Source organism: Campylobacter sp. RM16190, assembly GCF_012978835.1.
Taxonomy (GTDB): Bacteria; Campylobacterota; Campylobacteria; order Campylobacterales; family Campylobacteraceae; genus Campylobacter_A.
On record NZ_LIWS01000006.1, the window covers coordinates 104,122 to 114,763 of the forward strand.

Here is a 10,642-nt window from a genome sequence, read left to right on the forward strand (position 1 = left end):
AATCTGCTCACGAAGCCTGCATATAAATTTTATTGATTTTGAAATTTTGCTAGAATACCGATTAAAAATAGTCTGAAATTTAAGGAAAAAGATGAAAAATTGCGTTATTTTAGCAGGTGGCAAAAGCTCCAGAATGGGCAGAGATAAGACTCTGTTGCCATTTAAAGGCTTTGCCACGCTTACGCATTTTCAAGTGGATAAATTTAGCCAAATTTTTAAAAACGTCTTTGTAAGCTCAAAATTTGATAAATTTGATCCGCCGTTAAGGCTTATCAAAGATAAGATAAGCGATGATTTTTCACCGATGCTAGCACTTTTTAGCATACTTTCTAGTTTTAAAAACGAATATGTATTTATAATCCCTGCAGACATGCCATTTGTCAATGAAAACACCATAAAAGAGCTTTATAAATTTACAAATGAATTTGATATAGTAGTGCCTATGGATGACTCTCACACACACTCTCTTTGCGGGTTTTTTAATGCAAATTTAGCCGATATCGCAAAAGAGCTATATGAGCAAAAAGAGCATAAAATAGGGATTTTACAAAGCAAATGCAGATGCAAAAAGCTAAAATTTCAAGATAAAAAAGAGTTTTTTAATATAAACTATCCAAACGAATATGAAGCGGCTACAGGAGAAAAAATATGAAATTTATATATATATTGCTATTTTTGTGCATAAATTTAGTAGCAAGTAGCACTCAAGAGCTCTATGACAAGGCGGCTAATCTTGAAAAGCAAGGAGATATAAAAGGAGCTCTTGAGTACTATAAATTAGCTGCCAAATCAGTGCTGGACAATAATACTAGCAAACAAGAGCTAGGAATTATCGCGCCAAACAATACAGTAGCTCAAATTTTAGAAAACAGCAACGAGACAAATGATAAACACTTATGGGAATCTTACGAGAGTGCAAAGCCTTACAACTTAGATGAAATTTTAGGTATAAAAATGCACCACTTAAACTATATTCTACCGGCCTCAGTCGCTTTTAAAGACGTGGAGGGAAGAAGGAAATTTGAGACAAATTTCCAAATCAGCCTTCAAAAGCCAATACTTTATAACGTTTTTGATCTAAACGAAACCATCTCGTTTGGTTACTCTCAAGAATCGTGGTGGCAGACCGCAAAGAGCTCTACTCCTTTTCGTGAGACAAACTATAGGCCTGAGCTGTTTATCACATTTCCTACAAAAATACCGTTTTTGCAAAGCCTAGACTATTTAAGATTTGGACTTTTGCACGAAAGCAACGGGCAAGGAGGTGAAAAATCAAGATCATGGAATAGAATTTATGCAGAGGCTAAATTCTATATCAATAACTTATTGATAATTCCTCGTGCATGGATTAGACTGCCTGACCCTGACGGCGCGGACGATAATCCAGATATTGAAAAATACATAGGAAAAGCCGATGTGACACTTGCTTATCCATACAAAAGACATATGCTAACCGCAACGATAAGAAACAACTTACAATTTGATAGCACTAACAAGGGCTCTTTTGAGCTTGGATGGCTATTTCCGTTTGGGCAATCAGGAGTTTACGGATACGTAAAATACTTTAGCGGATATGGTGAGAGCCTTATAGACTACGATAGGCGTAGAGATAAGATAGGTATTGGTTTTGCTCTAGTGAAATAAAAAAGTAACTTATTTATCATCTGTTTTTAAATTTAAATTATACTTTTGAAAAATTATTCAAAAGGAACAAGAATGAAAAAATTTATCAAATTTTCTGTTTTAGCAGCGCTTTGCGCAAGCTTTTTAAATGCAGCAAGCTATGAAATAGATAAATCTCATAGCGACTTGGGATTTATGGTTAGACACCTAAAAATTTCAAAAGTTCGAGGAAATTTTCAACAATATAATGCCTTAATCGACTATGATAAAGCATCAAATGAGCTAAAAGCACTTGAGGTTAGCATAGACGCAAATTCTATCAATACACAAAATCAAAAGAGAGACGAGCATTTAAAGAATAATGATTTTTTCGATACGCCTAAATTTGACAAAATCACATTTAAAATGACTAAATTTGAAAAAGAAGGTTCAAACGAAGGTAAAATTTATGGTGACTTAACCATAAAAGGTGTTAAAAAGCCTATTAAGCTAGACTTTGAGTATCATGGAGATAGTAAAAACATGAGCGGCGCAGAGGTAATAGGCTTTAGTGTAAATGGGGATTTAAAAAGAGAGGATTTTGGCATAGGTGAAAAATTCCCTGATGCAATGGTTTCAAACAAAGTTGAGCTTAAAATAGAAGTAGAAGCTAAAGCGAAATAATATAATAAATATGTCTGCCAAGGAGGCAGGCATATCAAAAAGTTATAATTTATAAAGCCTTATTACTTGCTCGCAAACTCGCCTTATGTTCTCTCTTGTAGTATTTTCATCCATTGCTTCATTGAGAGTCATAGGCTCATTTAAGATACTGAAAAACGCGTCTATTCCCTTTTGATTACAGTTTCTTGCCTCTTCTTTTACACATCCAGCTATAGCAATGACTGGCTTATTATGCTTTTTAGCTATTTTTGCAACACCTATAGGTGTCTTGCCCATAGCACTCTGATAGTCCATTCTACCTTCGCCGGTTATTACCAGATCAGCTTTTTTAATCTCATCCTCAAGCCTAATTTCTTCTGTAATAATATCAATTCCTGACTTTAGCTTGGCGTTTAGATAGCTAACAAATCCAAACCCCAATCCTCCGGCAGCGCCTGCACCTTTAAAATTCCAAAATTCGCTAGAAAAATACTCACTTGTGGCGCTTGCAAAACTTATAAGTCCTGCATCAAGCTCTTTTACCATCTGCTCATTAGCTCCTTTTTGAGGTCCATAAATGTAAGCGGCTCCGTTTTTACCAAAAAGAGGATTGTCAACATCACAGGCTATTAAAAACTCGCACTCTTTAAGCTCTGGCAACACATTAGATTCTGAAATTCTAGTGATTTTTATCAAATTTTCACCGATTCCTTCTAACAAATTACTGTCTTCATCATAAAATTCATATCCAAGCGCACTTAGCATACCTGTTCCTGCGTCATTGGTTGCACTTCCGCCTATACCTATTATAAACTTTCTTGCACCCTTATGAATCGCATGAAGTATCATCTGTCCAAAACCATATGTGCTAGTCTTCATAGGATTTCTGCGATTTGGCTCTACAAGAGTAAGTCCGCTTGCGCTTGCCATTTCCAATATTCCAAGATCTCCTGCCAAAGCGTATCTAGCAGGGATTTTCTCGCCTAGTGGATTTTGAACTATCGCGTCTACATAAGTTCCGCCAAGCGCATCCGCAAGAGCTTCTACACTTCCCTCTCCGCCATCTGCTATAGGCTTTACTATAACCTCATCACATAAGTTTTTTATGCCTTCTTTTACTGCTTTGCCAACCTCAAGTGAGCTGAGCGATCCTTTAAAAGAATCTACCGCGACCAAAACCCTCATAATTTCTCCCTAAATTTATAAATTCCAATGGCTAAATTTGGAAATAAATACCAATTTTAGCCAAAAATGCAATATTTACAAACTATAGCAATATAAGTGAAGCTATCCATACGGTTAAAATACCTACAAGACCCATTATTAGCGTAAGAGTAGTTTGAGTTTTATATCCTTGCTCGGGCGTCATCTGGCTGAAGTTGGTTACAACCCAGAAATAGCTATCATTGGCATGAGAAACTGTCATCGCACCAGCAGCTATAGCCATTACGGTTAGCACCGCGCCCATCTCCGTAGTAAGACCCAAAGTAGCCATCATAGATGTTCCATCGGTGAAAAGTCCCATAATAGCAGCCGTTGTAGTAAGAGCTACTGTTGAGCTTCCTTGTGCGGTTTTTATGATAGCCGAGATAATAAACGGGAAAAATATGCCTACAGAGCCTATTATATGAGCATTTTGTTTCATAAATTCAACAAATCCGGCTTCTGCAATAACTTTGCCAAGAACACCGCCTGCCGCAGTTATAAATAAAATCGGACCCACTATTTTCAAAGTGTCGTTTGTCATTAGATTGAATTCGCCAATCTTGCCTGTTTTTGCTAGTAATACAACAGCAAAAATTACACCTATACCAAGAGCTATTACAGGGTTTCCCAAAAACAGCATAAAATTTGCAAAACCGCCTTGAAGTTTAGCCATCTTCACAATTGAACCAAGTGCCATTAAGACAATAGGAGCAAAGATAGGGGCAAGGCTTAAAAAAGCACTTGGTAGCACACCATGACTTTTAATAATCTCATCATAGCTCTTTCCAATATCTTGCATATCCTCTTTTAAAGTTATCTTAGTTCCTATGTATTTTGCATAGGCGTATGCAGCAATAAGAACAGGTATAGACACTACCATGCCAACCATAATCACTAATAGTAAATTTCCACCGACACCTACAAGTCCCGCTGCAGCAATAGGTCCCGGAGTAGGAGGAATAAATACGTGAGATGTATAAAGACCTCCTGATAGTGCTACAGCCATACCGACAGGATTCGCACTTATCTTTTCTTTGATGGCGCGACGAATTGGGTCAAGTACAACAAATCCACTATCGCAAAAAACTGGAATTCCAACAATCCAGCCCATGATAAGCATCGCCATTTCAGGTCTTTTCTCGCCAACACATTTTATAACAATATCTGCTAATTTCAGCGCTGCGCCTGTTTTTTCCAGCGCCATACCTATAAGCGCACCAAAAATAATAACTATGCCTATACTTTTAAATATTCCACTAAATCCATTTCCTATAATACCAGGAATTTTAGCAAGATCAATGCCAGCTACTATAGCAAGAGCTAAAGATACAACCATAATAGCAAGAAATGGATGAACTCCGACTTTGGATATAAGCCATATCATCAAAGCGATAGCTATAAGAAAACACACGATTAAACCAATACCACCCATAAAAGCTCCCTATGATATAAATTACATCCTAGATATTACCAAAAAACATATTGAAAAGACTTTAAAATTATATTTTTAATTGAATTTTATTTTGAAAAGCAAAATAGAAAAATAATAAAATTCCCCCGCTTGTCAGCAGGGGAATTTGTAGCAGGGATTAAAAATTAAAATTTAAGCTATAAAAGCGTAAATCATCATAAACAAGAACACCATACCAGTAATTAGCATAGCGTAACCTGCAAGTTTGGCAAGCAGAGAGTATGAAGCAAACTTGTCCTCTTTTTCGATAAGCTTTTCTAGCATTCCGTTCTTCATCAAGCGGTCATACCACTTGCTTCTTTCTTGTCTCATCTCTTCGGCAGTTAGGCTTCCTGAGAAGATTACCGTATCCATTGGGAAGCGGTCTGCTCTAAAGTGAGTATTAAAGAAGTGGATAGCGAAGATAAATCCTGTCGCTAGCAACGCTTCGTCTGAGTGAACTAGAGTTGATAGGTTGATCATCCATCCCGGTAAGAAGTTACCAAACCAGTTAGGGAACCATAATATAAGACCTGAAAGTCCTATGATAAACATACCCCAGAACACCGCAAGGTAGTCGAATTTCTCCCAGTATGTCCAGCGGTCAAACTGAGGTCTTTCGCCCTTACCGATAAACCACATGAAGTGATCTTTCATATCTCTAAAGTCTTGAAGATTTGGCATCAAGCTATCTTCACCAAATATTTTAAATTTGCCTAGGTTCATCATGATCTCAGCTATGTGGCTGAAGAACACTGCAAACATTATTACCGCTGATATATGGTGAATTTGAGTAGCCATGATAGGTCCGCCCATTAAATTCATCATATCTTGAGCCCAAGGAGCCGTATAGAATTTTTGCGGCAAACCCGAGAATGCAAGTCCAAGGAACGATGCAGCCATAAAGAAGTGTTGCCACATATGGAATGCGCTAAAGCGTTTTACCTTAACTCTATCGTGGTGAGCTGCTTCTCTTGCTTTTTTCCAAGCGACCGGATTTTCAAGTCTCATTCTGATTAGTCTAATCGACCACAAGAATGTATGGAAACCAAAGAATGCAAATACCGCTATCACAAGACCTGTCATAAATATATACGCAGAGTGAAGCAGCGGGAATTTCTCGCCATCGGTATGGTCTGCGTGAGCTACGAAGCTAACGAAATTTGCGTTTGCGTTAGGGTGACACTCAGAACATGTCTTGATACGATTTTCTGTCATAGCTAGAGTCGATCTAGGATCGTCGATCTTAAATACGTTGTGTGTTCCGTGACAATCAAAACACGCAGCAACCCTTGGTGCTTCACCAGGTTTATTTAATAGCAGTGCTTTACCATGGAATGTATCATGATAATGCTTTTGTTGTTCTTCGTGACAAGAACCGCACTTTTGCTCGCTAAGCTGTTTGATATCAAGATGCATTTTAGCACCAGCTGTGTGCACAGAGTGACAATCACTACAATTTGGAAGCTCTTTATCAGGAGCTAAATTTTTATGAGCGTTCTCATCGTGAACACTGCCCATAAAGTCTTTTTTGACATCTTTATGACAGCTCATACAATTGTCGTTTACAAATGCCTTATCTTTAAAAAGCTCTTCACGTTGCTCTTTTGAAGCAAATGGAATTTTATCTGAGCTATGGCAATCTCTACAAGATGGAATTTTTCCAAAAAGCATACCGCCGTGGATTCCATCATCGTAATCTTCTATCTTCTCTTTTGTTAATTGTTTCCTAGCTTTGCCAGGTTTTTCAAATTTATTTCCAGCTATAATCCATCCCTCTATACCATCATTTAGAATATAGAGATTTTCATAGCCTTGACTTTTAGCAACTTTTGCTGCAACGCTACTATCAAAACTCATTCTGTTATCACAGTAAAATATCAAATGAGCTTTTTTATCTTTTGGCAATAGCGATATGTTTAAATCATCTGCATTATTTAAGATCGCACCAGGAATGTGCCCGGATATACGACCAGCCGGTGAACTCATATCAATAAAGTATGTATCTTTTTGACCAAGCATCTTCTCGGCTTGATTTATACTAAGAGATTTTGCGCCCTCAATACCGAAATTCAGAGGCGAATCCATATTAGCAAAAAGATTATGAGATATCACTAAAGCAAAAAGTATCATAAATCTCATACACAATCCATACATATTCTTTCCTTTTTATAATCTCGATGAAATCATCAAGTTATAGCGGGTGAGGCTTAAAAGAAAGCCTCACGAGCCGTTTGATTTATTTTGTTCTACCTTCTAAGATATCAGTTGCTTGCTCAACGTAAATCAAAGCTTCATCAACTAGTTTTAAAGAATATTTAGGACCGTGAACGCCCCAAGAGCCGTCTTTTTGTACTTTATCTAGTATATCTTGCGCTTGTTTTGCAAAAGATATAATTCTAGCTTTTTGATCTGTAGATAGTTTTTTATTGTTGCTCATTGCTCTATCTATTTTTCTAAGTCCGATCTCAGCTTTTGAATATCCATCTTTTACAGGCATTTGCCACTCCATAACCAAATCATAGATCATAGCTTGATCTGTAAATTTAAGCTTATCAGGCAATGTTGATTGAACAGGGCTATGGCAACCGCTAGATCCAGGAGCCATTAGGTTAGGATCGCTAAAGCTTGTTCTACCGCATGACCACATCAAGTCAACGAAGAATCTTCCGTTTTCATCTCTATCAAGTGTCCAGCCTTTTACGGTCATAGGATCTCTTGGTTTGCCTTCAGGTGGGTTGATTGATTTTCTATCTTTATCAACCATGATGTTCCAGATGTGTGCTGCACGAACGTTATCAAATCCAGCTTTATCAGGGTTTTGAACAGCTGCGAAGTTCTCACAACTCATCATATTAGGCATGTGACATCCTGTACAATTATCTTTAGCGTGAATTCCGCCTTGTTTAAAGAAGCTTTTTTGAACTTCGTGGCAGTCTTCGCAAGTCTTTTTAAGTCCTGTTAGAGTATAGCCATCTTTCCAGTCGTTAGCCGTAACTTCGTGTGGATCGTGGCAAGTACTACATCTCATACCCTCATCGTAGTGAGCGGAGCTGAACATTTGAGCACCCTCTGTTCCGCATGATGGACAAGATGATTTAAAGTATGCGTTAAATTGTTTTCTTGGGTTCTTCTCAGCATCGGCTTTATGCCATGCAAATCTTTGGTGGCATCTTTCGCAGTTACTTGGCATACCAGCACCTCTAGCACCGTACAAGTGAGCACCAGCACCGTGACACTCCTCGCAGCTAATACCTTTTGTTATAGTATGCTCTCTTAATTTCTTAGAATCACCAAGAGCCGCATAAAATTCGTCTTTAGATTTGAAGTCAAATTTAAATGTATGACAAATTTCGCAATATGCACTTGCTGGTTGGAATTTGAAATTCTTTCTATTTGAAGCACCGTATGAGTTCATACCCCACATATGAGAACCGCTCTTACCGAAATCTTCCATTTTGGTAGGGAACCCTGGAGAGAATTCTGCTATCTTTTTAGCCATTTCAGGAGTTAGGAATTTAGCCCATAAAACTGAGTATTGGTTACCACCAGCTACTAGTTTACCGGTAAGATCGCTTAATTTTCCATCCTCAACGTGATATGTACCACGAACTAGCCATTTGTCAAGGAATCCATATTTTGTTCTTGGTGTTCCGATGATAGCAAATACGTCATCAGGCTCGATACCTGTTGTTAGAATAGGAGTTGTAGGAAGTGCTCCAGGAAGTCCTTTTTTAACATCTCCTCCAACTTCATCAAGCTCTTCTGGCCATCTTACGGTTTTAGCGTGACGTGAACGCTCCCATTGCATATATTGAGCGGGGTGGCACTCGCCGCATTTTTTATGTCCAACAAATTTGTTAGGGAAGTCAAGGAATGACTCCATGCCAAGACGATATGTAACAGCAGTATGCTCCATATTATTCTCTTTCGCATAAGCAGGACCTTGGTTTATCTCGATAAACTCTTCAACACGGTCACTTAAGCCGTATTTACCGACCAATCTTCCATCTTTTTCATATTTAAATACAGGGTGATTTTTCTTTAAATACTCCCAATACTCTTTCTCATGTCCAACATAGTCTTCCAATGTTCTTGGTGAAACGCCATCATTTTGGAATGTTTCTCCTTGAACAAAAGGCTCTTCATGCCTGTCCGATGCAGCTAGATTAGGCACAGCGCACATAGCAAGAAAAAAACTACAGGTTATAAATTTTAACCAACCTTGTTTCATCTTATTCTCCTTAATATTTTTTAAAACACAATATATTTTTTAAACAACATAAAATAATCAGTATAGAATCAAAACATCTTATAAAGATGTCTCAATCTTCAAAGAGAGCAGATTAAACCTGTCTCAACCTCGAATACCGCTCTTCTATACCGTTAAAGAGCAACCCCCGCTCTTGCCGACAACCCTCCTTTCACGAGCAAGAGAATTTGTATATAAAACATTTATTTAATAAAATCCTAATACTTTTTATTTTAAATAAATATTAAAATTCTTATGTAATTAAAATTTTTCTTGTTATGTATTTAAAATAAAAAATGCTCTCACTGTTGTTTTGTATAACTTTTATGTAACTTTTTATATATGAGTATTTTTAGTGTTGATACCTAGTATCAATAGTACCAAGTATTACTAAGGTGGTAAATTTTATTTAAAAATATTGAAATATCGTTAATACAGAATAATAAATTATCTGAAAAAAATGTATTAAATTTATACTTAAAGTATAAATAATATTAATTACTAATTATAAAAATATATTAAATAGTGTAATTAATAGTAGTAGAATAAAAAACTTTCATTATGTTACAATTGGAAACATTTTTTTATAGATTCGTAATATATTTTTACTTCAATTTTTAAAATATAAATTACTGAATTATTAACAAATTTAAATTTATTGCTATTAAAATTAGTCTGGAATGTATTTAGGTGTAAATATTGTATACTATTTGTTAACTTTTAAAATATACCCGTTTTCTATATTTTCAATAGTATAGTTGTATTTTTGATCAAGATTTATAGTTGCTCTATAAAATTTATCATGAGCACCAAAGGTTATGCTTTTAAACGCTCCGCAATCAAGCTTGAATGTCTTTGTGTAAAAATTTAAAGAATTGCTAAAGTCTATTACTATTTTCTTATCTCTATCTATTTTAAAATCTCTAATTTTTTTCTCAGAGGTCAAAAACTTAATTTGCATCAAATCAACCTCAAGAGTCATTTTTCTAAAATTTATAGTCTTAATCGGAGTCTGCTTGATATCTTCAACCGGTATTATTACAACATCTTTTAATGGCTCTTTCTTGGTTAAATTTTCATCTACTTTAATCTCTTTTTTAATCTCCTTTTTGAGAGTTGCATTTTCATCTTTTTTTATGGCTTTTATAGCTATCTTTGCCTCATCTTTTGTAACCGATACATCAGTTTTTGTAACCACTGACGGCGTAGCAACTCTAGTCAAAACAAACTCATCTTGCCAATCTATGCTTTTGTTTACATCTATAATCTTTTCTCTTACACTGCCATCTAAATTTTTATATTTTAAAGCAAGCGATATGAATTCTTTGGTGTCGCTTGGGAATTTAATATGTTGCTTATCAAAAGGAGATAGAGTCTCTACTATATTAGTGGTCACGATATTTGTATTTAGTTTACCCACTGGAACAAAAGGATTTTCTCTACCAAAACAAAAACATAAAAATAGTATC

The 10,642-nt window shown here is 36.2% G+C and carries 8 protein-coding genes; 3 read left to right on the forward strand and 5 right to left on the reverse strand.

Annotated features, from left to right (window positions below):
* The first annotated feature begins 91 nt into the window (after positions 1-91).
* From CDOM16190_RS07795 to CDOM16190_RS07805, 3 genes are all read left to right on the forward strand, one after another.
* A complete protein-coding gene (locus CDOM16190_RS07795; protein ID WP_170019877.1) occupies positions 92-652 on the forward strand; it encodes a molybdenum cofactor guanylyltransferase in 561 nt (186 codons plus the stop codon).
* On the forward strand, positions 649-1,644 hold the full coding sequence (locus CDOM16190_RS07800) for a phospholipase A (protein ID WP_170019879.1): 996 nt from the start codon (positions 649-651) through the stop codon (positions 1,642-1,644). The genes CDOM16190_RS07795 and CDOM16190_RS07800 overlap by 4 nt, the downstream gene beginning before the upstream one ends.
* 72 nt (positions 1,645-1,716) lie before the next feature.
* Positions 1,717-2,286 carry a YceI family protein gene (locus CDOM16190_RS07805; protein ID WP_170000811.1) on the forward strand — a complete coding sequence of 190 codons (570 nt, stop codon included), beginning with the start codon at positions 1,717-1,719 and terminating at the stop codon, positions 2,284-2,286.
* 42 nt (positions 2,287-2,328) lie between these two features.
* Here the strand turns inward: CDOM16190_RS07805 and CDOM16190_RS07810 are convergent, their stop codons facing one another.
* The 5 genes from CDOM16190_RS07810 to CDOM16190_RS07830 form a co-directional block, all read right to left on the reverse strand.
* Entirely contained in the window at positions 2,329-3,450 is a 1,122-nt protein-coding gene (locus CDOM16190_RS07810; RefSeq protein WP_170019881.1) for a glycerate kinase family protein, read from the reverse strand.
* 82 nt (positions 3,451-3,532) lie between these two features.
* Positions 3,533-4,903, reverse strand: coding sequence for a GntP family permease (locus CDOM16190_RS07815; RefSeq protein ID WP_170019883.1), 1,371 nt, complete (start codon positions 4,901-4,903; stop codon positions 3,533-3,535).
* A 171-nt stretch (positions 4,904-5,074) separates the two neighbouring features.
* On the reverse strand, positions 5,075-7,078 hold the full coding sequence (locus CDOM16190_RS07820; RefSeq protein ID WP_170019885.1) for a rhodanese-like domain-containing protein: 2,004 nt from the start codon (positions 7,076-7,078) through the stop codon (positions 5,075-5,077).
* An 82-nt stretch (positions 7,079-7,160) separates the two neighbouring features.
* Positions 7,161-9,107 (reverse strand): multiheme c-type cytochrome, encoded by a 1,947-nt coding sequence (locus CDOM16190_RS07825; protein ID WP_249934148.1) that lies wholly within the window; start codon positions 9,105-9,107, stop codon positions 7,161-7,163.
* A 772-nt stretch (positions 9,108-9,879) separates the two neighbouring features.
* On the reverse strand, positions 9,880-10,642 hold a 763-nt coding region (locus CDOM16190_RS07830), incomplete at its 5' end, for an AMIN domain-containing protein (RefSeq protein ID WP_211437432.1).

Coding starts and splice junctions, on each gene's coding strand:
- CDOM16190_RS07795 (WP_170019877.1), top strand. CDS start 92: ATGAAAAATTGCGTTATTTTAGCAGGTGGCAAAAGCTCCAGAATGGGC.
- CDOM16190_RS07800 (WP_170019879.1), top strand. CDS start 649: ATGAAATTTATATATATATTGCTATTTTTGTGCATAAATTTAGTAGCA.
- CDOM16190_RS07805 (WP_170000811.1), top strand. CDS start 1,717: ATGAAAAAATTTATCAAATTTTCTGTTTTAGCAGCGCTTTGCGCAAGC.
- CDOM16190_RS07810 (WP_170019881.1), bottom strand. CDS start 3,450: ATGAGGGTTTTGGTCGCGGTAGATTCTTTTAAAGGATCGCTCAGCTCA.
- CDOM16190_RS07815 (WP_170019883.1), bottom strand. CDS start 4,903: ATGGGTGGTATTGGTTTAATCGTGTGTTTTCTTATAGCTATCGCTTTG.
- CDOM16190_RS07820 (WP_170019885.1), bottom strand. CDS start 7,078: ATGTATGGATTGTGTATGAGATTTATGATACTTTTTGCTTTAGTGATA.
- CDOM16190_RS07825 (WP_249934148.1), bottom strand. CDS start 9,107: ATGTGCGCTGTGCCTAATCTAGCTGCATCGGACAGGCATGAAGAGCCT.